Annotated in this window: 21 protein-coding genes and 1 tRNA gene; 14 read left to right on the top strand and 8 right to left on the bottom strand. The window is 31.1% G+C overall.

Going from position 1 to position 21,773, the window contains the following annotated elements:
• Positions 1–970: 970 nt before the first annotated feature.
• Positions 971–1,056: transfer RNA gene (locus ELQ09_RS04005), tRNA-Leu, on the bottom strand.
• Positions 1,057–1,091: 35 nt separating this feature from the next.
• Positions 1,092–1,430 carry a F0F1 ATP synthase subunit C gene (locus ELQ09_RS04010; RefSeq protein ID WP_002853683.1) on the bottom strand — a complete coding sequence of 113 codons (339 nt, stop codon included), beginning with the start codon at positions 1,428–1,430 and terminating at the stop codon, positions 1,092–1,094.
• 232 nt (positions 1,431–1,662) lie between these two features.
• Here ELQ09_RS04010 and ELQ09_RS04015 point away from each other — a divergent pair, with 232 nt between their 5' ends.
• Genes ELQ09_RS04015 through argH form a run of 5 tightly spaced genes read left to right on the top strand, consistent with a single transcriptional unit; the run spans position 1,663 to position 9,160 of the window.
• The gene (locus ELQ09_RS04015; protein WP_134224730.1) at positions 1,663–2,997 is read left to right on the top strand and encodes a sodium-dependent transporter; all 1,335 of its coding nucleotides are present in this window, start codon (positions 1,663–1,665) and stop codon (positions 2,995–2,997) included.
• A 12-nt stretch (positions 2,998–3,009) separates the two neighbouring features.
• Positions 3,010–4,350, top strand: a complete 1,341-nt coding sequence (locus tag ELQ09_RS04020; protein WP_002853706.1) for a sodium-dependent transporter — start codon at positions 3,010–3,012, stop codon at positions 4,348–4,350.
• Between the two features lie 31 nt (positions 4,351–4,381).
• Entirely contained in the window at positions 4,382–6,181 is a 1,800-nt protein-coding gene (locus ELQ09_RS04025; RefSeq protein WP_070317142.1) for a biotin/lipoyl-containing protein, read from the top strand.
• Positions 6,182–6,193: 12 nt separating this feature from the next.
• Positions 6,194–7,768, top strand: a complete 1,575-nt coding sequence (gene pckA / locus ELQ09_RS04030) for a phosphoenolpyruvate carboxykinase (ATP) (RefSeq protein WP_134263782.1) — start codon at positions 6,194–6,196, stop codon at positions 7,766–7,768.
• A gap of 9 nt (positions 7,769–7,777) precedes the next feature.
• The gene (gene argH / locus ELQ09_RS04035; RefSeq protein WP_134224728.1) at positions 7,778–9,160 is read left to right on the top strand and encodes an argininosuccinate lyase; all 1,383 of its coding nucleotides are present in this window, start codon (positions 7,778–7,780) and stop codon (positions 9,158–9,160) included.
• 21 nt (positions 9,161–9,181) lie between these two features.
• Here the strand turns inward: argH and ychF are convergent, their stop codons facing one another.
• From ychF to rpiB, 6 genes are read right to left on the bottom strand one after another with little or no spacing between them, the layout of a single operon-like run.
• Positions 9,182–10,285, bottom strand: coding sequence for a redox-regulated ATPase YchF (gene ychF, locus ELQ09_RS04040; RefSeq protein WP_022552294.1), 1,104 nt, complete (start codon positions 10,283–10,285; stop codon positions 9,182–9,184).
• On the bottom strand, positions 10,282–11,733 hold the full coding sequence (locus ELQ09_RS04045; protein WP_070317144.1) for a leucyl aminopeptidase: 1,452 nt from the start codon (positions 11,731–11,733) through the stop codon (positions 10,282–10,284). Before ELQ09_RS04045 ends, ychF begins: the two co-directional genes overlap by 4 nt.
• On the bottom strand, positions 11,730–12,326 hold the full coding sequence (locus ELQ09_RS04050; RefSeq protein ID WP_070317145.1) for a DedA family protein: 597 nt from the start codon (positions 12,324–12,326) through the stop codon (positions 11,730–11,732). Before ELQ09_RS04050 ends, ELQ09_RS04045 begins: the two co-directional genes overlap by 4 nt.
• A gap of 18 nt (positions 12,327–12,344) precedes the next feature.
• On the bottom strand, positions 12,345–12,893 hold the full coding sequence (apt, locus tag ELQ09_RS04055) for an adenine phosphoribosyltransferase (protein WP_134224727.1): 549 nt from the start codon (positions 12,891–12,893) through the stop codon (positions 12,345–12,347).
• On the bottom strand, positions 12,890–13,222 hold the full coding sequence (locus tag ELQ09_RS04060) for a membrane protein (RefSeq protein WP_002853247.1): 333 nt from the start codon (positions 13,220–13,222) through the stop codon (positions 12,890–12,892). Before ELQ09_RS04060 ends, apt begins: the two co-directional genes overlap by 4 nt.
• On the bottom strand, positions 13,222–13,659 hold the full coding sequence (gene rpiB / locus ELQ09_RS04065) for a ribose 5-phosphate isomerase B (RefSeq protein ID WP_134224726.1): 438 nt from the start codon (positions 13,657–13,659) through the stop codon (positions 13,222–13,224). Before rpiB ends, ELQ09_RS04060 begins: the two co-directional genes overlap by 1 nt.
• 164 nt (positions 13,660–13,823) lie before the next feature.
• Between rpiB and ELQ09_RS04070 the strand changes: the two genes are divergently transcribed.
• From ELQ09_RS04070 to kcuS, 9 genes are all read left to right on the top strand, one after another.
• Entirely contained in the window at positions 13,824–14,378 is a 555-nt protein-coding gene (locus tag ELQ09_RS04070) for a chemotaxis protein CheB (RefSeq protein ID WP_002855874.1), read from the top strand.
• 15 nt (positions 14,379–14,393) lie between these two features.
• Positions 14,394–15,182, top strand: a complete 789-nt coding sequence (locus ELQ09_RS04075; RefSeq protein ID WP_134224725.1) for a CheR family methyltransferase — start codon at positions 14,394–14,396, stop codon at positions 15,180–15,182.
• 135 nt (positions 15,183–15,317) lie between these two features.
• Positions 15,318–16,046 carry an amino acid ABC transporter ATP-binding protein gene (locus tag ELQ09_RS04080; RefSeq protein ID WP_002865902.1) on the top strand — a complete coding sequence of 243 codons (729 nt, stop codon included), beginning with the start codon at positions 15,318–15,320 and terminating at the stop codon, positions 16,044–16,046.
• Between the two features lie 21 nt (positions 16,047–16,067).
• Positions 16,068–16,847 carry a bifunctional adhesin/ABC transporter aspartate/glutamate-binding protein PEB1a gene (peb1A, locus tag ELQ09_RS04085; protein ID WP_070317148.1) on the top strand — a complete coding sequence of 260 codons (780 nt, stop codon included), beginning with the start codon at positions 16,068–16,070 and terminating at the stop codon, positions 16,845–16,847.
• Position 16,848: 1 nt separating this feature from the next.
• Positions 16,849–17,601, top strand: a complete 753-nt coding sequence (locus ELQ09_RS04090) for an amino acid ABC transporter permease (protein WP_002853332.1) — start codon at positions 16,849–16,851, stop codon at positions 17,599–17,601.
• 10 nt (positions 17,602–17,611) lie between these two features.
• Entirely contained in the window at positions 17,612–18,271 is a 660-nt protein-coding gene (locus tag ELQ09_RS04095; protein WP_002853290.1) for an amino acid ABC transporter permease, read from the top strand.
• Between the two features lie 107 nt (positions 18,272–18,378).
• Entirely contained in the window at positions 18,379–19,308 is a 930-nt protein-coding gene (locus ELQ09_RS04100) for a ribose-phosphate pyrophosphokinase (RefSeq protein ID WP_002856539.1), read from the top strand.
• 166 nt (positions 19,309–19,474) lie between these two features.
• Positions 19,475–21,586 carry a carbon starvation CstA family protein gene (locus ELQ09_RS04105; RefSeq protein WP_134263783.1) on the top strand — a complete coding sequence of 704 codons (2,112 nt, stop codon included), beginning with the start codon at positions 19,475–19,477 and terminating at the stop codon, positions 21,584–21,586.
• Entirely contained in the window at positions 21,567–21,764 is a 198-nt protein-coding gene (kcuS, locus tag ELQ09_RS04110) for a KCU-star family selenoprotein (protein ID WP_002867452.1), read from the top strand. Before ELQ09_RS04105 ends, kcuS begins: the two co-directional genes overlap by 20 nt.
• Positions 21,765–21,773: the final 9 nt, after the last annotated feature.

Consider the following 21,773-nt stretch of genomic DNA (forward strand, 5'->3'; position numbering starts at 1 on the left):
ATTAAGACTGAGATTATTGAGCTGCGTTTTGAAACGGATTTCTTTTTTATTTGACTTGGAAAAATGAATAAGAATTTGTAGTTTCATGTACTAACAAAGGCAAGGGGCTTTTCTGCCCCTGCGGTTTTGTTAGAAAAATACTTCAACTTTAAGCTTAAAAAACCTAAAATTTAGGTATAATCTCACAAAACGCTTACTATGTCGTTTCATAGTTAGTCTTGATTGATAAATTTCCGCCAAGAGTGAAAACTCAAGGCGGATTTTTTATTATAGTGAATCTTGTTTTTTGCTTTTCTAATTTTTTGCCAATCTTTTCTATTTTTTTGTAAAAGTATTTTTGCTATGAATTTCTCATAATCGAAAGCCACGTCTCTTTCGGTTAAATGTTTTTTAGTATAAATGTATTAAGCTTAGACTAAGCGTGGTTTTTATAAAATTTTCACATGGTTATATCAAATGAGCTTGATTATCTCCTTAATTAATTCTAAGACAAGAACTAAAAATTCAATGATCTTACTCATCATGTCTCTTTCTTGCAACCGAAAGAGTAGCCATGCCTAATATGCTTTAATTATAGTATTTTTGAATAAATATTTTATCATCTTATTGATTATTTGTGTGATAGAATTTCCTTTCCGCAAATTAATGCACCTTAATACTTTTAGTCTCTTGTTAATTTTCTTATTTTTGGATATCTTTATAATCAAATACAAAAAACTTCTTATAAAAATAGTTTTTATCTTTTTTATTATGTCTTTTTGTGTAAGCATTTAAAATAAACTCCTTAAGCTAATTTCTCCTAACTTTTTAAAACAAAAAATAAAAAGTTAGGAGAAAAGTTAGGGAAAAATTTTTAAAATGGATTTTAACGGAAAAATTTAATTTAGATTTTAGATAGTTTTAAAGTCCTATTTTATAGATATTGTTTAAGTTTTATATTTATGTTAATTTATGTAGTTAGCAGTATAAATGGTGCGGTTAGCGAGATTTGAACTCGCACACGCGGAGCGCACCACCCCCTCAAGATGGCGTGTCTACCAATTCCACCATAACCGCATAGAAAAAAGCCCAAAAAAGGGCTTTGATAAGTTTTATTGTAAAACTATAAAAGGATTTGCATAAAGTGCTATTAGCGCGATAACAAGAGCATAGATAACTTGTGCTTCAATCATCGCTAAAGCGATAAACATAGTTGTCATTAATTTTGGCCCAAGACCAGGGTTTCTAGCTGTTCCTGCAATTGTTGCCGCTGCAGTATTACCCATACCGATAGCACCACCAAGTGCTGCAACACCAAGACCTAAGCCTGCTGCAAGAACTGAAAATGCTTTAATCCATACATTAATAGCTTCTTGCTCTACTGGAGCATTAGTTTCAGCTGCAAAAGCTACTGCTGCACATGCTAATAACAAAAAAAGAACTTTTTTCATTATCTTAACCTTTCTATAAAAAAATATTTTTCAATTTTTAAATCAGTTCGGCTTGCGTATCCCTACTTAAGACTTAAAAATAAAGCCGAATTATAACCAAAAGTATCTTTATTTTTATTGAAATTTACAAAAATTCACATTTTTGATTTAAATTTGATTGTTTTCAATAAAGCTTAAAAGTTTTTTTGCTTTAATAATATTTTAAAATAATTTTTAAGTTAAGGTTGTAACATTGAGTTCTAAATTTTCAAAAATAGGTTTCATTTTAGCGGTAGCAGGTTCAGCGGTGGGCTTGGGTAATGCTTGGAAATTTCCAACACTAGTAGGTCAAAGTGGTGGATCTGCTTTTATCTTGCTTTATATAATTCTTACTTTGGGTGTAGGTTTTGTGATATTTTTAGCTGAGCTTAGCATAGGAAAAATTAGTGAAAAAGATCCGGTTAATGCCTATGAAAAGTTAGCACCTTCAAATAAAAAAGCTTGGTCTTATGTTGGTTTTACTATGGTAGGGGCGATTTTAATAGTTTCTTTTTATACCTTGGTGATTGGTTGGATAGTTAAATATGTGTTTTTAAGTATCACTGGAAATTTGCCTATGGATCTAGAAGCAAGTAAAGCGCAGTTTGGATTTTTTACAAGCGAGGATTTTTTAAGTCAGTTTATTTATTTTACTTTGGTTTTTTTATGTGTTTTTTATATTGTTTCTAAAGGTGTTAAGAATGGGATTGAAAAGTTAAATGTTTGGATGATGCCTTCATTGTTTATTTTACTTATTTTAATGCTTGTTTATGCTATTAGTAAAGATGGTTTTATGATGGCGGTTAAATTTCTTTTTGTACCTGATTTTTCCAAAATCAACACTTCAAATGTTCTTGAAGCTTTAGGACTCGCCTTTTTTAGCCTTTCTTTGGGTGTTGGAACGATTATTACTTATTCTGCTAGTCTGCCTGATAAAACTAATTTTATTACCAGTACTTTAAATATTATTTTTATCAATCTTTTAGTTGGTCTATTAATGGGTTTGGTTGTTTTCACTTTTATCTTTGAATTTGGTTACAATCCTAATCAGCAAGGACCAGGACTTGTTTTTATTTCCTTGGCTACTTTATTTGAAAAAATTGGAGTGATTGGTTGTATTTTTGGAGCAGCATTTTTTATTTCTTTAATCTTTGCTGGTATTACTTCAGCTGTTTCAATGATAGAGCCTTTTGCTTTTTACCTTATTAATACTTTTGGTATGAGCCGTAAAAAAGCTTTGATTTTAATAGGAATTGTTGTTTATATTTTAGGAATGTTGTGTATTTTATCTTCTTTAAAAAGTACTCAGTTTGGATTTTTTGGAATGAGTTTTTTTGATTTGCTTGATAGTGTTTCAAGCAAGGTTATTATGCCTTTAGGTGGAATTTTGGCAGCTATTTTTGTGGGATTTGTGATGAAAAAAGAAGCTTTAAAAATTTTATTTAAACCTTATATGAGGGGTATATTTTTTGAACTTTGGTATGTGTTTTTGAGATTTATTTCCCCTTTGGCTGTTGTTATAGTTATGATAGCCGCTTTTTTAAAGTGAGTTTGAAAAATAATGAGAACATATTTTTCAAAAATCGGTTTTGTATTGGCTGTTGCTGGTGGAGCCGTTGGTTTAGGTAACGCTTGGAAATTTCCAACTTTAAGTGCAGAAAATGGTGGTTTTGTTTTTGTGCTTTTATATTTGTTTTTTACTTTAACCATAGGATTTAGTATTTTTTTGGCTGAAGTGGCTATGGGACGTTTAAGTAAAAGTGATCTTGCAAATGCTTATTCAAATCTTGCCATAAAATATGGCAATAGATGGCGATATGGCGGCGTTTTTATGTTAGGTGGTATTTTTGTTCTCTCTTTTTATCTAGTTATTATGGGATGGGTTTTAAAATATACTGTAGTTAGTCTTTATTATCTTCCTAAAACCTTAGATGAAGCAGCAAGTAATTTTCAGAATTTAATTACTACAAATTTGACAAGTTCTGTTTTTTTCTTCACTTTATCTTTTTTTCTTACTTTATTAATAGTATCTAAAGGTTTAATCAAAGGGATTGAAAAATTAAACGTTGTTATAATGCCTAGCTTATTTTTAATGCTTGTTTTTATGTTGTTTTATTGCATGGGATTTAAGCAAGGTTTTGCAAATGCTTTTTCTTATTTATTTTATCCTGATTTTTCACATTTTAAATTTAGCTCTATTGCCGAAGCTTTAGGGCTTGCATTTTTTACCTTATGCTTGGGAATAGGTTGTATAGTTACATATTCATCAGCCTTGGATAAAAAAACAAATTTTATAAAAAGTTCAGTGTATATTGTTTTGATTAACTTATTGATTTCTTTTATCATGGGGCTTATTGTTTTTACTTTTATCTTTGAATTTGGAGCCGATCCGCATACTCAAGGAGCAGGAATTGTTTTTGTATCCTTGATGAGTTTATTTAATCAACTTGGAGCTTTAGGCTATATTTTTGCATTTTGTTTTTTCTTAGCACTTTTTTTTGCTGGTATTACTTCAGCTGTTTCAATGATAGAGCCTTTAACTTTTTATATGATTAATAACTATCAAATTTCTCGTGTTAAAGCTCTATTTTTAATAGGTTTATTTGTTTTTGTTTTTGGAATTTGTTGTATCTTGTCATTAAATTTAAATTTTTTTTCTATGTTTAGTTTTTTTGGCAAAGATTTTTTTACTTTATTAGATAAATTAACTTCAAATTTTTTACTTCCACTTGGTGCTATAGTATGCTCTATATTTGTAGGTTTTTTTATGAATAAAAAACAAATTTATAAAATTTTTTCTAAATTTATAAGTCGAAAAATTTTCTTAATTTGGTTGTTTTTTATTCGTTTTATATCGCCTATAGCAATAATTTTGGTAATGTGTTATCAAATTTTTGTATAATAATGAAAAAATATTTTTTTAAGGAAAAATAATGGCTAAAAAATTCATCGATGTAATGGATACAAGCTTTAGGGATGGTTTTCAGTCTGTTTATGGAGCTAGGGTTTTAATGGATGATTTTTTTCCTGCAGTAGAAGCAGCAAAAGAAGCGGGTATTACTCATTTTGAATTTGGTGGTGGTGCTAGATTTCAAAGCTTGTATTTTTATCTTAAAGAAGATGCTTTTACCATGATGGATAGATTTAGAGCTATTGTAGGAAAAGATGCCAATCTTCAAACTTTAGCAAGAGGGGTTAATACTGTTACTTTAGATACTGGAAGTAGTGAGCTTATTGATTTGCATGCAAAACTTTTTGCAAAACACGGTACCACAACGATAAGAAATTTTGATGCTCTTAATGATATAAATAATTTAAAATTTAGTGGTGAATGTATAGCAAAACATGGATTAAAACATGAAATCACTATTACCTTAATGGATCTACCGCCAAATTGCAAAGGTGCTCATGATGTGCCTTTTTATGAAAAAATTTTGAAAGAAATTTTAGCAGCAGAAATTCCTTTTCACAGCATTTGTTTTAAAGATGCAAGTGGAACTTCTAATCCAAATAAAATTTATGAAACCATTAAAATGGCTAGAAAAATTTTACCTCAAGATGCACATATTAGACTTCATACGCATGAAACCGCAGGGGTGAGTATAGCCTGCTATCTTGCAGCACTTGAAGCAGGTGTTGATGGTATCGATTTGGCTGCAGCTCCTGTAAGTGGTGGAACTTCTCAGCCTGATATTTTAACCATGATGCATGCCTTAAAAGGTAAAGATTATGATTTAGGTGGACTTGAAGAAGAAAAAATTCTAAAATACGAAGAAGTTTTAAAAGATTGTTTAAAAGAGTATTTTTTACCCCCTGAAGCTACTATGGTAAATCCACTTATTCCTTTTTCTCCTATGCCAGGAGGAGCTTTAACGGCAAATACACAAATGATGAGGGATAATAATATTTTAGATAAATTTCCACAGGTCATTCATGCTATGAGAGAAGTTGTAGAAAAAGGTGGATTTGGTACTTCGGTTACTCCAGTTTCTCAATTTTATTTTCAACAAGCATTTAATAATGTTATGTTTGGGCCTTGGAAAAAAATCGCAGAAGGTTATGGAAAAATGGTGCTTGGTTATTTTGGAAAAACTCCTGTTACACCCGATGCAAATATTGTTGAACTTGCTTCAAAACAACTTAATTTAGAACCTACTACAGAGCTTGCTATAAATATAGCTGATAAAGATGAGAGTAAAAGTATAGCTTATACCAAAACCTTACTTGAAAAAGAGGGTATAGAAACGAGTGAAGAAAATATATTTATTGCAGCAGCTTGTAAAGAAAAAGGTATAGCATTTTTAAAAGGAGAGGCAAAGATAAATGTACGCAAATTAGCTAGTATGCCAAAACCTATGAGTGTAGATGAAAACAAATTTACCGTAGCTGTAAATGGTAACAAATATCATGTAGAAGTAAGTTATGGTTTTGATAAAGATGTTAATGTTAAAAGTGTAAAAAAAGTAGAAGAAAATAAAAATATTATTTCTTCAAATTCAACAAGTTCTGTAGATGCTGAAAATGAAGTTTTAGCAGGTATCTCGGGTAATGTTTTTAAAATTTATGTTAACGAAGGTGAAGAAGTAAAATCAGGTCAAGCTATCATGGTTTTAGAAGCAATGAAAATGGAGATTGAGGTTAATGCCCCAAAAGATGGAATTATTTCAGAGCTTTGTATTAAAATAGGCGATACTGTTAATGAAGGTGAAGTATTAGCTATTTACAAGAATTAAAGTGAGGGAAAAATGAAAAAATTTGATAATTTAGGTTTAGATAACATAAAGGAAATTTTTCATAATTTAAGTTATGATGAATTAAATGCTCATGAAAAAGCAAATAATGAAGGTTTAAGCACGGATAATGATACTTTTTGTGTGGATACAGGGATTTTTACAGGTAGAAGTCCTAAAGATAAATATTTTGTAAAACAAGATCCATCTAGTAAATATATAGCTTGGGGAAAGGTAAATCAGCCTATTACAAAAGAATTATTTGATAAACTTTTAACTAAAGCAAAGCAAGAATTAAGCGGAAAGAAAATTTATGTTCAAGATGCTTTTTGCGGTGCTTCTTTGCAAAGTCGCAAAGCAGTAAGATTTGTTACTGAAATTGCATGGCAAGCGCATTTTGTTAAAAATATGTTTATTCGCCCAAGTCAAGAGGAACTTGAGAATTTTAAAGCAGATTTTATTGTTTATAATGCTTGCAAATGTATCAATGAAGATTACAAACAAGATGGTTTAAATTCAGAGGTTTTTGTGATCTTTAATGTTGAAGAAAATATAGCGGTTATTGGTGGAACTTGGTATGGTGGAGAAATGAAAAAAGGTATTTTTTCTATGATGAATTATTGGCTGCCACTAGAAAATAAACTTTCTATGCATTGTAGCGCAAATGTCGGAGAAAAAGACGATGTCGCACTTTTCTTTGGACTTAGCGGTACAGGAAAAACTACGCTTTCAACCGATCCAAAAAGAAGACTCATAGGTGATGATGAGCATGGCTGGGATGATGAAGGTGTATTTAATTTTGAGGGCGGTTGTTATGCAAAAACAATCAATCTTGATCCTGAGCATGAGCCTGAAATTTATGGAGCTATTAAAAGAAATGCACTTTTAGAAAATGTAGTTTTAAGAGCTGATAAGAGTGTTGATTATGCTGATGCTTCAAAAACAGAAAATACGAGAGTTTCTTATCCTATAGAGCATATTGAAAATCATGAGCCTAGCTTAAAAGCAGGGCATCCAAAAAATATTATATTTTTAAGTGCAGATGCTTTTGGAATTTTACCTCCGGTGAGTAAATTAAGTAAAGAGCAGGCTATGTATTATTTTTTAAGCGGTTATACAGCAAAAGTAGCTGGAACTGAGCGTGGTATAACAGAGCCTCAAGCAACTTTTTCAGCTTGCTTTGGAGAACCTTTTATGCCTTTGCATCCAACGGTTTATGCGAGATTGCTTGGTGAAAAGATTGAAAAACATGAAGTTAGTGTTTATCTTGTTAATACGGGTTGGAGCGGTGGAAGTTACGGTGTAGGTAAAAGAATGAGCATTAAGGCTACTAGAGCTTGCATTAATGCTATTTTAGATGGAAGTATTGCAAAATGCGAATTTGAAAATTTTGAAGTGTTTAATTTAGCTATTCCAAAAGCTTTAGAAGGTGTAGAAAGCACGCTTTTAAATCCTATAAATACTTGGTTGGATAAAAATGCCTATGCTGAAACAAGAGATAAGCTAGCACATATGTTTGTGCAAAATTTCAAACGTTATGAAGATGTCAAAGAAGGTATTGAATTTAGCAAATTTGGACCAAAAATTTAAGGTATTTAAATGAAAAATGAAATGTGGTCAGGACGCTTTAGCGGTGCAAGCGATGAGCTTTTAAAAGAATTTAATGCGAGTTTAAATGTAGATAAAACTTTGTTTAATGAAGATATACAAGGATCTATAGCGCATGCTACAATGCTTGAAAGTTGTGGTATTTTAAAAAAAGAAGAATTAGATGCTATTATAAAAGGCTTAAAAAAAGTTAAAAGTGAAATAGAGCAAGGTAAATTTGTTTTTGATATTAAAGATGAAGATATACATATGGCTATAGAAAAGCGTTTAAGCGAGATTATAGGCAGTGAAATTGGTGGAAGACTTCATACTGCAAGAAGTAGAAATGACCAAGTGGCTACTGATTTTAAACTTTTTGTCAAAAAATCTCACATAGAACTTTTAAAACTTTTAAAAGAATTGATTCAAACTATGCTCGAACATGCTAAAGCGCACAAAAAAACCATTATGCCAGGTTTTACACATTTACAACACGCTCAGCCTGTGAGTTTTTCTTTTTATATTTTAGCTTATGCTTTTATGTTAATGCGAGATGTTAAGCGTTTGCAAAATAGCCTAGAACTTGCAGACTTTTTGCCACTTGGATCTTGTGCATGTGCAGGAACAAGCTATAAAACCAATCGTGAGTTGAGTGCTAAAATTTTAGGATTTAAAGATATTATGCCAAATGCTATGGATGGAGTGAGTGATAGGGATTTTGCTCTTGATTTACTTTATGATATAGCAGTTATTTTTACACACACTTCAAGACTTTGTGAAGAAATGATTTTATTCTCAAGTTCGGAGTTTTCTTTTATAACTATAAGTGATAGTTTTTCAACGGGAAGTTCTATTATGCCTCAGAAAAAAAACCCCGATGTTTGTGAGCTTATACGTGGAAAAACAGGGCGTGTTTATGGAAATTTGATTTCTCTTTTAACTATAATGAAAGCTTTACCTTTAGCTTATAATAAAGATATGCAAGAAGATAAAGAAGGACTTTTTGATAGTGTAAAAACGGCTAAAGATAGCTTAATCATCTTAAATGCAATGTTAAAAGAAATACGAATTAATAAAGAAAATATGCTTAATGCTTGTAAAAAAGGTCATTTGTTGGCTACCGATTTGGCAGATTATTTGGTGCGTGAAAAAAATATTCCTTTTAGAAAAGCACATTTTATAGTGGGAAATGTTGTTGCACAAGCTGAAGCACAAGGCATTGATATAAGTGAAATTAAAGATCTTTCAAAAATAGATCCTGTATTTGATGAAAAAGCTATGGAACTTTTAAATTTTGAATTTTCTTTAAATTCTAAGCAAAGTGAAGGCTCAAGTTCTATTGCAAGCGTAGAAAAGCAAATTCAAATTTTGGAAGGTTTTATTCAAAATTTATAAATATTGTTTAGGCTATTTTGCCTAAACATTGAATCTAAAATGCATTACATCGCCATCTAAAACGATATAGTCTTTTCCTTCAAGGCGTAGCTTTCCTGCTTCTTTGGCGCCATTTTCGCCTTTGTATTGGATATAATCTTCATAGGAAATAACTTCAGCTTTTATGAAACCTTTTTCAAAGTCATTGTGAATTACACTTGCTGCTTTTGGTGCTTTCCAACCTTTTTTGATTGTCCAAGAACGCACTTCAACTACACCAGCGGTAAAATAACTGATCAGTCCAAGCTTAGCAAAAGCAGTGCGTATGATTTGATCAAGACCGCTTTCGTTAACTCCTAGAGAACTTAAAAATTCATGACTTTCTTCATCACTTAATCCTACTAATTCTTCTTCGATTTTTGCACAAAGCTTGATAACTTCATGATCATTTTTTTTAGCATATTCTTTTAAAGCTTTTACATAATCATTATCTTCACTAATACCATTTTCATCAACATTTGCACCATAAATCACTTCTTTAGCAGAAAGCAGTCTTAATTCTTTGATTAAGGCTTGATAAATTTCACTTTCTTTTTCAGGGTAAGAACTTGCAGCTAAGCCTTTGTTTAAATGATCAAGTAAGGAATTTGCAAGTTCGAGACTTTCTTTAGCACCCTTTTGATTGGCTTTGGCTTCTTTGGTGAGTTTTTCTATTTTTTTACTCAGTTGTTCAATATCTGCTAAAATAAGCTCTGTATTGATAATTTCTACATCACGTAAAGGATCAACTCCACCTTCAACATGGGTGATATTTTCTTCATCAAAACAACGCACTATGTGTAAAATAACCTCAGTTTCGCGTATATTTGAAAGAAATTTATTTCCCAAGCCTTCGCCTTTACTTGCACCTTTAACAAGTCCAGCGATATCTACAAATTCTATTAAAGAATGCATAATTTTTTCAGGTTTTACGATTTTGGCAAGTTCATTAAGTCTTAAATCAGGAACTTCAACCATGGCTTTATTAGGCTCTATGGTGCAGAAAGGATAGTTTGCGCTTTGGGCATTTTGTGCTTTAGTTAAAGCATTAAAAGTCGTTGATTTGCCAACATTTGGAAGTCCTACTATACCTACACTTAAACTCATTTAGCTTTCCTTAAAATTTGAATTAAATAATTAACACACATTCTAACTCCAGCTCCACTTGCGCCAAAACTAGAATATCCCCAAGATTTTTCTGTATAAGCAGGTCCTGCTATATCAAGATGTAGCCATTTGTCTTTATATTCTTTACGAATAAATTTATCTAAAAATAACCCTGCGGTAATTGCACCTCCGTAGCGACTAGAGGCAGTGTTGCTAACATCGGCAATATTTGATTTTATAAGTTCTTTTAAGTGAGGGTTGAAGTGTAAGATTGTAGTATATTCTCCACTTTTTTTAGAGCTTAGATAAAAATCATTTTGCAATTCTTCATTATTTCCCATAATAGCGCTTGTAAATTCACCAAGTCCTACAACACAAGCTCCAGTAAGAGTTGCCATATCGATAAGTAAATCAGGTTTTAAATCTTGTGCAAAAGAAAGACAATCAGCTAAAACCAAGCGTCCTTCTGCATCTGTATTTCTTACCTCTATGCTTACACCTTCACGACTGATTAACACATCATCGGGCTTATAAGCATTGCCGCCTATCATATTTTCAGTTGCACCTAAAATACAATGCACTTCTAAATCTAAAGCAAGTTCAGCTACGGCTTTTATGATTCCCATTGCTGCTGCTGCACCGCTTTTATCAGCTTTCATTGTAAGCATAAAATCAGCTGGTTTTAAGCTTAATCCACCGCTATCGTAAGTTAAGCCTTTTCCAACAAATACAACACGTTTTTTTGCATTTTTGGCTTTATAGCTTAGATGAATGAGGCGTGGTGGGTGTACCGAGGCACGATTTACTGCTAAAAAGGCATTCATTTTTTCTTTGGCTAAAAATTTTTCATCATAAATTTTACAAGTGATGTTTTTATTTTCTTTAGCTAAATTTTGTGCATCTTCTGCCATTTTCAAAGGGGTGTAAATTTCAGGAATTTCATTGACTATATTTTTAGTAAAATTTGTGGCATTAGCTAAAATTTCTCCACGCTCTAAACCTATCTTAGCTTCATCTTTATTAAATTTCTTACCATTTAATTCTTCGCTTGAAATAATAAATCTTTCTAAAGTACTTGTTTTTTTCTCACTTTTATATTTGTCAAATTTATAAGCTCCAAAAAGTACGCCTTCAACTAAAGATGCAAAACTTCTAACTACACAATCTCCTATTATGCTAGGAAGTTTTACGCTTTTAATATTAAGTTTCTCAAGAGTTTTATATGCTGTGTAAAGACTTAATCTTATATCCTCATAAGCAAGACTTTTAAGCTCTAAATAAAGCTTTTTATTGTTTAAGTCCAATAAAACACCTTCGCCTTTGTAATTATTAAGTTTAAAAAAATCTTTTTCTTTGTTAAAATTTTTTAAATTTTTATCCTGTATAAAAACAAGTTCAAAGTCTGCTTTTATAGCATCTAGTTTTTTATCGTTTAATTCAAATTTCATGGTTTTTTCCTTTTATCTTTAAGTATAGCTTTTTCCATTTGTTTAAAACCAAATAATAAAAGGGATAAAAAAGCTATAATAATAATGGCTGCATAATACCAATGTTCTTCAGCCCAGGTCACCATCTTCCAAATTTGTTCTCCAAAATACCAAGCTAGAAGTATAGTGATTGATGCCCAAACCCAAGCGCTAAAAAGATTGATGATAGCAAATTTTTTTGCGCTATAACGTGTGACTCCTATACTCATAGGTATAATGGTTCTAAAGCCATACATATAGCGTTGTATAAAAATAATAGGCCAACCAAAACGTTGTAAAAGTAAGTGTGCTACTGCAAATTTACGCCTTTGAGTTTTTAATTTTTTTTGTATGTAGCGTTTATTATATCTTCCTATATAGAAATAAATTTGATCACCTACAAAACCACCAAGTCCTGCTATAAATATAATAAAACCTAGATTTACATGTCCTTGATGGGCAAAAATACCTGCTAAAATTAAAGCCAACTCCCCTTCTAAAATACACCATAAAAAAATAATAATATAAGCTAGATCTTTGTATTGGTAAAGTAAATTTTTTAAAAATTCTTCCATTTGTACCTTTCTATAGTTTTAAATTTCTAAAACACTATAAACTGAAGTAAGTTTTTCAAGTTTATTTGCTCCATTTAAATCTTTAAGATTCATTAAAAAACAAGCTTCAACGCATTTTGCTCCAGCTTTTTGAATGAGTTTATACGAAGCTATAGCTGTTCCGCCAGTTGCTATTAAATCATCTACAAGTAAAACTCTTGCATTTTGAATATTTTTAAATGCATCTTTATGAAGTTCTACTTTATCGCTGCCATATTCAAGATCGTATTCGCAGCTAAAGGTTTCAAAAGGGAGTTTCCCAGGTTTTCTAATAGGCACAAAAGGAAGATTAAGTTTTGCACAAATCATAGATGCAAAGATAAATCCTCTGCTTTCTGTTCCTGCTATGAAGTCTAGATTGTAATCTTTGTAGCGTTCTTTTAAATGTTTAAGTAGAAAATTTAAAGTCTCTTTGTTATTTAGTAGAGTGGTAATATCTCTAAAAATAATTCCTTTTTTTGGAAAATCAGGAATAATTCTAATGCTATCAAGCAGGTATTTTTGTTCTTCTTGTGTTAGTTTTATCATAATAATGCCTCGATTTTTGCTTCTAATTCTTTAATTCTTTGTCTTAGTTTGTCATTTTCTAAACGATATTGAGAATTTCTAGTTCTTAAAGATGTAAGGTCTGCTTTGATTTTATTAAGTTCTTCTGTGAGTATATCTATATTTCCAAGACTTCTTTGAAGTTGGATTTGTAGTTTTCTAATAACAATCTCAGTATCATCAAGATTGTTTTTGATAAAATCTTTTGATGTTTTTTCTTTATTAAGTAAAGTTTTATAGTAAAACAACATTACAATCAGATAGATAGTTGCACAAATCAATATAGTTAAAACAAGCCAGTTTGTAAACATTATATTTTTACCTCAATTTTTTGGATTCTTTGCATATGTCTCCCTTCTTCAAAAGGAGTTTGAATGAATTTTTCTATAATATCTATAGCCAATTCAATCCCGATTAATCTTCCGCCTAATGCCAAAACATTGGCATCATTATGTCTTCTTGCAAGTTCTGCACTTAAGCTTTCATGGCATAATGCACAACGAATGTTTTTATGACGATTTGCTGCAATAGAAATTCCAATTCCGCTTCCACAAATAAGAATGCCAAAGCTTCGTTTGTCTATTTTTTCGGCAAGTAAATGTGCATAATCAGGATAATCGCAGCTTACGCAAGTGTTTGTTCCTAAATCGTTAAAAATTATATTTTTTTCTTTCAAAAATACGCAAATTTTTTCTTTTAATTCAAAACCAGCATGATCACTAGCAATATAAATTTTTTCCCTAAGCATTGGTTTCCTACATTACTATATAAAATAAGATAAAAACCTAATCTTATCATATTAAATCATAAAAACAGCTTTTCTTTTTTTAAAATAAGCTTTATTTTTCTTTATATATGTTAGAATTATGTGACAAGAAAAATAAAATTTCAATAAATTAAGGGGAGAAGAAAATGAAGCTCATACTTATAGGATCTTCAACAGGTGGTCCTAATCAGCTTAAATTTCTTTTAAAGGATATTGATATAAAAAATACTTGTGTAGTTATAGCTCAACACATGAGTGCCAGTTTTATTCCATCTTTTGTGGGGCAATTTAATAAAGAAGCTTTTAGTGAAGTGTGCTTATTGAATGATAAAGAGATATTAAGCAATAAAATTTATATTTGCCCTAAAAATACTATTTTATCTGGAAATTTAAATATTGTAGCCGCTTGGCAAGATGTGGCTTCAAGCTTTAAACCGAGTGTGGATTTACTTTTTCATTCCGCTGTTTCTTTGGCAAAAACAAATAAAATACTTGCTATTATTTTAACGGGCATGGGAGATGATGGCGCAAAAGGTTTATTTGAGCTTTATAAAACAGGAGTTAGATGTTTATGCGAGAATGAAGCAGATAGCGTCGTTTATGGTATGCCAAAAAGAGCAAAAGATATGAATCCGCATTTAAAACCTATGAGCTTAAAAGAAATTAAAAAAGAAATTGTAAATTTTATTGATCAGGATTAATAAAAGGAAAATTGCATGGAAAAAAAAATAACTCCTAGCGAATTAGAGCTTAATGAATTTATAAAAATTATCAACGAAATGAGCGGTATTGATTTAACCGATAAAAAAAATATACTAGCTTTAAAGTTGAATAAATTTCTTGAAGGAACTAATACTAAAAATTTTTCCGAATTTTTGGGAAAATTAAAAAGCAATAGACAACTTAAACAAGAAACTTTAGATTTTGTAACCATAGGTGAAACTTATTTTTTAAGAGAATTGGTTCAATTGAAAGAAATAATTTATTATGCTAAAAGCTTAGAAAAGAGAGTAAATATCCTAAGCGCCCCTTGTTCAAGTGGAGAAGAGGTATATTCTTTGGCATTATTGGCTGCACAGAATTTTATTAAAGATATGTATATTTTAGGCATTGATATTAATTCAAGCGTGATTGAAAAAGCAAAACTTGGAAAATATCAAGGAAGAACTTTACAGCGATTGAGCGAGAGTGAAAAAAGAAGGTTTTTTTTGGAAAGCGAAGATAAATTTTATACTATTAATAAAAATGAGCTTTGTACTTGTAAATTTGAACTTTGCAATGTTTTTGAAGAAAAATTTTCAAGATTGGGAAAATTTGATATTATAGCTTCTAGAAATATGATTATTTATTTTGATCATGAATCAAAACTAAAACTTATGGAGAGATTTCATAGAATTTTAAATGATAAAGGAAGGCTTTATGTTGGCAATGCTGATTTAATTCCAGAGACTATTTATTTTAAAAAGATTTTCTCTCCAAGAGGTGTTTACTATGAAAAAGTATAAATTCTAAAAATTACTAAAAGTTACACTTTAGAAATTTATTAGTAAAAATAAGTTACATTTTGAAGTAGTTTTCTTTATTTAATGATAAAATAATTTTAATTAATTTTATATTTAGTTAAAAATAAAGGAAAAAACTTGATTGAATTAAAAAATGTAAACAAATACTACGGAACTCATCATGTTCTAAAGAATATTAATCTTTCTGTTAAAGAAGGTGAGAAGCTTGTTATTATAGGTCCAAGTGGAAGTGGAAAAAGTACAACTATCCGTTGCATGAATGGGCTTGAAGAAGTTAGTTCAGGCGAGGTCGTAGTTAACAATCTTGTTTTAAATCATAAAAATAAAATTGAAATTTGTCGAAAATATTGTGCAATGGTTTTTCAGCATTTTAATTTATATCCACATATGACGGTTCTGCAAAATTTGACCTTAGCTCCAATGAAACTTCAAAAAAAATCTAAAAAAGAAGCTGAAGAAACAGCTTTTAAGTATTTAAAAGTCGTAGGTTTAGTGGATAAAGCAAATGTTTATCCAGCAACCCTTTCAGGCGGACAACAACAACGCGTTGCTATAGCAAGATCACTTTGTACTAAAAAACCCTATATTTTATTTGATGAACCTACTTCAGCCCTTGATCCAGAAACCATACAAGAGGTTTTAGATGTAATGAAAGAAATTTCACATCAAAGCAATACTACCATGGTGGTTGTTACACACGAAATGGGTTTTGCAAAAGAAGTAGCAGATAGGATTATTTTTATGGAAGATGGTGCTATTGTGGAAGAAAATATTCCTAGTGAATTTTTCTCAAATCCAAAAACTGAAAGAGCGCGACTCTTTTTAGGGAAAATTCTTAAAAATTAACCAAAATTGAAAGGAGAAAAAATGGTTTTTAGAAAATCTTTGTTAAAGTTGGCAGTTTTTGCTCTAGGTGCTTGTGTTGCATTTAGCAATGCTAATGCAGCAGAAGGTAAACTTGAGTCTATTAAATCTAAAGGACAATTAATAGTTGGTGTTAAAAATGATGTTCCGCATTATGCTTTACTTGATCAAGCAACAGGTGAAATTAAAGGTTTCGAAGTAGATGTTGCTAAATTGCTAGCTAAAAGTATATTGGGTGATGATAAAAAAATAAAACTAGTTGCAGTTAATGCTAAAACAAGAGGCCCTTTGCTTGATAATGGTAGTGTAGATGCAGTGATAGCAACTTTTACTATTACTCCAGAGAGAAAAAGAATTTATAATTTCTCAGAGCCTTATTATCAAGATGCTATAGGGCTTTTAGTCTTAAAAGAAAAAAAATATAAATCTTTAGCTGATATGAAAGGTGCAAATATTGGAGTGGCTCAAGCTGCAACTACAAAAAAAGCTATAGGTGAAGCTGCTAAAAAAATTGGTATTGATGTTAAATTTAGTGAATTTCCTGATTATCCAAGTATAAAAGCTGCTTTAGATGCTAAAAGAGTTGATGCGTTTTCTGTAGACAAATCAATATTGTTAGGCTATGTGGATGATAAAAGTGAAATTTTGGCAGATAGTTTTGAACCACAAAGTTATGGTATTGTAACCAAAAAAGATGATCCAGCTTTTGCAAAATATGTTGATGATTTTGTAAAAGAACATAAAAATGAAATTGATGCTTTAGCGAAAAAATGGGGTTTATAATATGAATGAAAGTGTAGGTTTTGTTGAACATTTAAGACAAATTCTTACTTCTTGGGGTTTATATGATGAAAATAGTATAAGCCCTTTTGCGGTATGGAAATTTTTAGATGCTTTGGATAATAAAGATGCTTTTATTAATGGTTTTATTTATACTTTAGAAGTAAGTATTCTTGCTTTGCTTATAGCTACAATTTTTGGAACTATAGGCGGAGTTATGGCTACAAGTAGATTTAAAATTATCAGAGCCTACACTAGAATTTACGTAGAGCTTTTTCAAAATGTTCCTTTGGTAATACAAATTTTCTTTTTGTTTTATGCCTTGCCTGTTTTAGGTATAAGACTTGATATATTTACTATTGGTGTATTGGGTGTTGGAGCTTATCACGGAGCTTATGTAAGCGAGGTGGTTAGAAGTGGAATTTTGGCTGTGCCAAGAGGTCAGTTTGAAGCTTCTGCTTCTCAAGGATTTACTTATATTCAACAAATGCGTTATATTATAGTACCTCAAACCATTAGAATTATTTTACCACCGATGACAAATCAAATGGTAAATTTAATCAAAAATACCTCTGTATTGCTTATTGTAGGTGGAGCTGAGTTAATGCATTCTGCTGATAGCTATGCAGCTGATTATGGAAATTATGCGCCAGCTTATATATTTGCAGCGGTTTTATATTTTATAATTTGTTATCCTTTGGCTTATTTTGCAAAGGCTTATGAAAATAAATTAAAAAAAGCACATTTAACGAGATAAAGGGTTGTTAATGGAAAATGTTTTTAATGCACAAAATATTGAATTTTTAATGCAAGGTTTATTTCTGACATTAAAAATAGCCTTAGCAACTTGTATTATTTCGATTGTTTTTGGAACTTTTTTAGCTATAACTAAAAATTATGGGGATAGATTAAGTAAATTTTTAGCAGCTTGCTATATAGATATTTTTAGAAATACTCCTTTATTATTATGGATGCTTGCAGCTTGTTTTGTTCTACCTGTATTTTTTGGACAATTTCCTCAAGCTTTTTGGGGTACTATAGGATTTTCACTTTATACGAGTTCGGTTATGGCTGAAATTATTAGAGGTGGATTAAATTCTATACCAAAAGGTCAGTTTGAAGCAGCTTATTCTCAAGGTTTTGGTAAATTTTTTACTCTTTTTTATATTATTTTACCACAAACTTTTAGAAAAATAATACCTGCTTTATTATCTCAAATTGTAACCACTGTAAAGGATACAGCTTATTTAGCGGGTTTAGGTATAGCTGAACTTACTTATAATTCAAAAACTATATTGGCAAAACTAACAAGTTTTGAAGAAATTTTAGCGATGATAGGTGTTGTTGCGGGAATTTATTTTATAATATGTTTTTCGCTTTCTATGTTGGTAAGATATTATGCCAAAAAGACAGCTTACATTTCTTAAAAAAGCTTATATTTTTATATAAGCTTTTTAAATTTACAGCAGTTTTTAACATTTTTTTTATTAAAATCTTTTATATTAATTCATAATTTTATTGATTAAGGTTTTTTATGCGAGGTTATAAAATTTTTTCAGGCTCAGCTAATGTCGAATTTGCAAGACAAGTTTCTAAATATCTCTCCCTGCCTTTAAGTGATGCTGGAGTAAAGCGGTTTAGTGATGGAGAGATTAGCGTTCAAATTGATGAGAGTGTACGCGGAAAGGATGTTTTTATTATTCAAAGTACTTGCGCTCCTACAAACGATAACTTAATGGAACTTTTAATTCTTACAGATGCTTTGCGTCGCTCAAGTGCAAATTCAATTACGGCTATTATCCCATATTTTGGCTATGCGAGACAAGATAGAAAAGCAAATCCTAGAGTGCCAATTACTGCTAAACTTGTGGCTAATTTGATTCAAGCAGCTGGGATTGATCGCGTAGCTACGATAGATTTGCATGCAGGGCAAATTCAGGGTTTTTTTGATATTCCAGTAGATAATCTTTATGGAAGTATAGTTTTTAATGATTACATTAAAGCCAAACATTTTAAAAATGCTATTATAGGAAGTCCAGATATAGGGGGTGTTGCAAGAGCTAGGAGTGTTGCAAAGCATTTAGGGCTTGATATAGTTATAGTTGATAAGCGTCGTGAAAAAGCCAATGAAAGTGAAGTAATGAATATTATTGGAGATGTAAAAGATAAAGAAGTTATCTTAGTGGATGATATTATTGATACTGCTGGCACTATAGTTAAAGCCGCGGAAGCTTTAAAAGAAAAAGGTGCAAAATCTGTTATGGCTTGCTGTACTCATGCAGTTTTAAGTGGAAAAGCCTATGAGAGAATAGCAAGTGGAGCTTTAGATGAGCTTGTGGTAACAGATACTATACCTTTAAAAGAGCAATTACCAAATATTAAAGTATTAAGCGTTACACCTGTTTTTGCTGAAGTAATACGTCGTGTTTATCATAACGAAAGTGTAAATTCTCTTTTTATTTAGATTAAAAAAGCTTAAAGATTATTTTTAAGCTTTTCATTTTTATGCTACTTAAAGAAACAAAAAACATATATTTTTTTAAAAATGTGAAAAAACTAAACATCTTTCTATACAATTTAATCTATAAATCTGCTATTCTTTGAAAATATTTTATTTTCTTAGGAGAAATATGACTCAGTTAAGTACTAAAATTTTATGGTTGTTTGTTGCAACTTTAGGCGCTATTTGTTTTGGTTATTTAGCTTTACAAAATGGCGAAAGTGTATCAGCGATTTATTTGGTGGTTGCTGCTGTATGTATTTATATGATAGGATATAGATTTTATGGGCGTTTTGTAGCTTATAAGGTTTTAGAACTTGATAAAAATCGTGCAACACCAGCACTTGTAGAAAATGATGGGCGTGATTTTGTGCCTACAAATAAAGCTGTATTATTTGGACATCATTTTGCTGCTATTGCAGGAGCAGGTCCATTAGTAGGACCTATCTTGGCCGCTCAAATGGGATATTTGCCTTCTATGCTTTGGATTTTAGTAGGAGGAGTTTTAGCGGGTGCTGTGCATGATTTTGTTGTTCTTTTTATATCTACTCGTAGAAAAGGTAGAAGTCTTGGCGAGATAATTAAGGATGAGATGGGTAAATTTACAGGTGGAGTTGCTATGGTGGCGATTTTTGGTATTATGCTTATTATTATTGCCATTTTAGCTATGGTGGTTGTAAAAGCTTTAGCAGAATCTCCATGGGGTTTATTTACTATCGCAATGACTATTCCTATAGCAATATTTATGGGAATTTATATGCGTTTTATCCGTCCAGGTAGGGTAGGGGAGGTTTCTATAATAGGTTTTGTGCTTTTAATTTTGGCTATTCATTATGGTAGCGTTATAGCTGCTGATCCTTATTGGGCTAAAATATTTACTTTAGAAGCTCCAACTTTGGCAATTGTTATGATGGCTTATGGTTTTATTGCTTCTGTTTTACCTGTGTGGTTTTTACTTGCTCCAAGAGATTATCTTTCAACTTTTTTGAAAATTGGTGTTATTGTGGTAATGGCTGTAGCTATTGTTTTGGTTACTCCTGATTTACAAATGCCAAAAGCAAATACTCAGTATTTTGATGGAACAGGTCCAGTATTTGCAGGTGGAGTGTTTCCATTTTTATTTATTACCATTGCTTGTGGTGCGATCAGTGGTTTTCATGCTTTGATTTCTAGTGGAACTACTCCTAAAATGCTTGAAAACGAAACTCATGCTTTGGCTGTTGGATATGGCTCTATGCTTGCTGAAAGCGCTGTGGCGATTATGGCTTTAATTTGTGCTTGTATTTTACATCCAGGTCTTTATTTTGCTATAAACTCAAGCTCTGCTTTGATAGGAACAGATGTTGTAAATGTAGCACAAACCATTTCAAGTTGGGGATTTAGTATTGCTCCTGAAGAAATTACTACTTTAACCGCAAATATAGGAGAGCATACTATACTTTCAAGAACAGGTGGAGCTCCAACTTTTGCTATAGGTGTAGCTTTGATCTTGCATGAACTTTTTGGCGGCGTGGATTTGATGGCTTTTTGGTATCATTTTGCTATATTGTTTGAAGCTTTATTTATTTTAACAGCGGTGGATGCTGGGACAAGGGCTTGTCGTTTTATGGTGCAAGATATATTGGGTAATGTTTATAAACCTTTAGGAGATATTCATAATTATCCAGCTGGACTTTTGGCTACGGCTTTAAGTGTTGCAGGTTGGGGATATTTTCTTTATCAAGGCGCCATTGATCCTAAGGGAGGAATTTATACACTTTGGCCTCTTTTTGGCGTGAGTAATCAAATGCTTGCGGGTATGGCTTTGCTTCTTGCTACAACTATACTTGTAAAAATGGGCAAGGCAAGATATACTTGGGTTACTTTAGTACCTGCGGTATTTGTCTTAGCGGCAACTCTGTATGGAGGAATTCAAAAAATTATGCCTTATGAAGAAGGCAATAAAGTAGCAAATGCGGTAAGTCATGTAGCCGCCGTTAGCATACAAAGTCAAAAAATTAAAGATTTAGAATTTAAATTAAATAATACTAAAGATGAAAAAGAAATTTCTACAATTAAAAAAGAAATTTCAATAGCCACTCAAAGTAAAGTTGGAAATTTACTTAATGCAATTCTTTGTGTGTTCTTTATGATGGCTACCTTGCTTGTTATAATTTCTTGTATAGGAATTTGCTTAGGTAAAATTAAAATTCCTCTTAAAGAAACTAAGTATATTAAGATTGATGAATTTCAAAAAATTTAAGTATTATTATGAAAAAGCCGAAAGGTTTTTTCATCCCTTGGTGGGACTTTCTAGTTATGATAAGTATTTAGAACACATGAAACAAAAACATCCAGGAAAAATTCCAAAAACCAGAGGGGAATTTTTCAAAGAATGTCTAGATAAAAAATATAATAGTGGCGGTTTAAATAAATGCTGATAAGCTTAA

The sequence above is a fragment of the Campylobacter sp. CH186 genome (assembly GCF_004378925.1).
Taxonomy (GTDB): Bacteria; Campylobacterota; Campylobacteria; order Campylobacterales; family Campylobacteraceae; genus Campylobacter_D; species Campylobacter_D jejuni.

Excerpts from the sequence above, each read along its gene's own strand:
- ELQ09_RS04075 (WP_134224725.1), top strand. The coding sequence starts at position 14,394 with ATGGAAAAAAAAATAACTCCTAGCGAATTAGAGCTTAATGAATTTATA.
- ELQ09_RS04105 (WP_134263783.1), top strand. The coding sequence starts at position 19,475 with ATGACTCAGTTAAGTACTAAAATTTTATGGTTGTTTGTTGCAACTTTA.
- ELQ09_RS04095 (WP_002853290.1), top strand. The coding sequence starts at position 17,612 with ATGGAAAATGTTTTTAATGCACAAAATATTGAATTTTTAATGCAAGGT.
- rpiB (WP_134224726.1), bottom strand. The coding sequence starts at position 13,659 with ATGCTTAGGGAAAAAATTTATATTGCTAGTGATCATGCTGGTTTTGAA.
- ELQ09_RS04050 (WP_070317145.1), bottom strand. The coding sequence starts at position 12,326 with ATGGAAGAATTTTTAAAAAATTTACTTTACCAATACAAAGATCTAGCT.
- kcuS (WP_002867452.1), top strand. The coding sequence starts at position 21,567 with ATGAATTTCAAAAAATTTAAGTATTATTATGAAAAAGCCGAAAGGTTT.
- ELQ09_RS04070 (WP_002855874.1), top strand. The coding sequence starts at position 13,824 with ATGAAGCTCATACTTATAGGATCTTCAACAGGTGGTCCTAATCAGCTT.
- ELQ09_RS04045 (WP_070317144.1), bottom strand. The coding sequence starts at position 11,733 with ATGAAATTTGAATTAAACGATAAAAAACTAGATGCTATAAAAGCAGAC.
- peb1A (WP_070317148.1), top strand. The coding sequence starts at position 16,068 with ATGGTTTTTAGAAAATCTTTGTTAAAGTTGGCAGTTTTTGCTCTAGGT.
- ychF (WP_022552294.1), bottom strand. The coding sequence starts at position 10,285 with ATGAGTTTAAGTGTAGGTATAGTAGGACTTCCAAATGTTGGCAAATCA.
- ELQ09_RS04020 (WP_002853706.1), top strand. The coding sequence starts at position 3,010 with ATGAGAACATATTTTTCAAAAATCGGTTTTGTATTGGCTGTTGCTGGT.
- ELQ09_RS04025 (WP_070317142.1), top strand. The coding sequence starts at position 4,382 with ATGGCTAAAAAATTCATCGATGTAATGGATACAAGCTTTAGGGATGGT.
- apt (WP_134224727.1), bottom strand. The coding sequence starts at position 12,893 with ATGATAAAACTAACACAAGAAGAACAAAAATACCTGCTTGATAGCATT.
- ELQ09_RS04100 (WP_002856539.1), top strand. The coding sequence starts at position 18,379 with ATGCGAGGTTATAAAATTTTTTCAGGCTCAGCTAATGTCGAATTTGCA.
- ELQ09_RS04060 (WP_002853247.1), bottom strand. The coding sequence starts at position 13,222 with ATGTTTACAAACTGGCTTGTTTTAACTATATTGATTTGTGCAACTATC.
- ELQ09_RS04090 (WP_002853332.1), top strand. The coding sequence starts at position 16,849 with ATGAATGAAAGTGTAGGTTTTGTTGAACATTTAAGACAAATTCTTACT.
- pckA (WP_134263782.1), top strand. The coding sequence starts at position 6,194 with ATGAAAAAATTTGATAATTTAGGTTTAGATAACATAAAGGAAATTTTT.
- ELQ09_RS04010 (WP_002853683.1), bottom strand. The coding sequence starts at position 1,430 with ATGAAAAAAGTTCTTTTTTTGTTATTAGCATGTGCAGCAGTAGCTTTT.
- argH (WP_134224728.1), top strand. The coding sequence starts at position 7,778 with ATGAAAAATGAAATGTGGTCAGGACGCTTTAGCGGTGCAAGCGATGAG.